A 1,192-nucleotide genomic window follows, 5' to 3' on the forward strand; every position below is an offset into this window, starting at 1 on the left:
AGCGTCCGCGCGTCGAAGGCCCCGTCACCCGCGGCCGTGACGACGAACGCCGCGGTGGTCCGCTCCCGCGCCTCGACGGCCCCGGCCCGGTCCAGGGTGGCGGTGGCGCCGAGCAACGACCCCGCGAGGGCCACCGTGACCAGCACGGGCGCCGCGACCGCGGCCGTACGGCGCACTCCGGCGGCCGCGTTCTCACGCACCAGCATGCCGATCGCCCCCGGAAGCCGGGGCAGCAGCCTCGTGAGCGGGCGTACGACGAGCGGGGCGAGCAGCGCGGCGGCGGTGACCAGCAGCATGGGCCGGCTGACGTAGGTCTTGCGGTGCAGCAGGTCGCCCGGATCGCCGAGCAGTGCCACGGCGAGCGTCACTCCGGCGGTCAGCAGCAGAGCCATGCCGCACAACCACCGTCCCCGCGTCAGGGCCACGCCGTCGGCGGACGCCTCGCGCAGCGCCTGGACGGGGCCCGTGCGGCCTGCCCGCCAGGAGGCGACGACGACACCGCTCAGGGCGACGAGGAGCCCCGTCCAGAACGCCGCGTGGTACGGCCAGACCGCGTCGCCGATCGTGAACCAGCCCGGCGCCAGCTCCACGTCGACCACCCACGCGGTCAGCGAGGGAGCCATGTACCCGCCGGACGCGCAGCCGGCGGCCGAGGCGAGCACCCCGACCAGCAGGGCCTCGGCGGCCACCATGCGCCGTATCTGGCCCGGCGTGGCCCCCGCGGTGCGCAGCAGTCCGAACTCCCGGCGCCGCCGGTCGACCGCGAAGGCGAAGGTGGACGCCACCACGAACACCGAGACGAAGGCGGAGACCCCGCCCGCCGTGCCGAACAGGGCGTTCATCGCGGTCAGCGCCTCGCTGTCCCGCCCGGGATCCGCGTCGGCGTACCGGAGGCCGTCCCCGGTGAGGACCCGGACGCCCTCGGCTCCGCGCACCGCTTCCCGTACGGCCGCCGGGTCGGCGTCCACGACCAGCTGGACGACGGCCGGGGACAGCTCGGCGGCGCGCGCGTCGGTGTGGAAGACGGCGTGCTCGAAGCCGCGGTCGGCCACGGTGCCCACGACCCGCACGGTGCCGTGGTCCGTGCGCACCCGCGCGCCGGGCCGCGTCCAGTCGCCGCTGACGACGACCTCGTCGTCGGCGCGGGGCGCACGGCCCGCCTCGACGGCGTACGGAGCGAACGCGGCGGTGG

The 1,192-nt window shown here is 76.8% G+C and carries 1 protein-coding gene; it reads right to left on the reverse strand.

Translation table 11 applies throughout. From position 1 onward, the window contains the following. The coding region (locus B7767_RS10750) for an FtsX-like permease family protein (protein ID WP_143652342.1) at window positions 1-1,192 on the reverse strand (1,192 nt) is incomplete at both ends.

It is taken from the genome of Streptomyces sp. 13-12-16, from assembly GCF_002114215.1.
Taxonomy (GTDB): domain Bacteria; phylum Actinomycetota; class Actinomycetes; order Streptomycetales; family Streptomycetaceae; genus Streptomyces.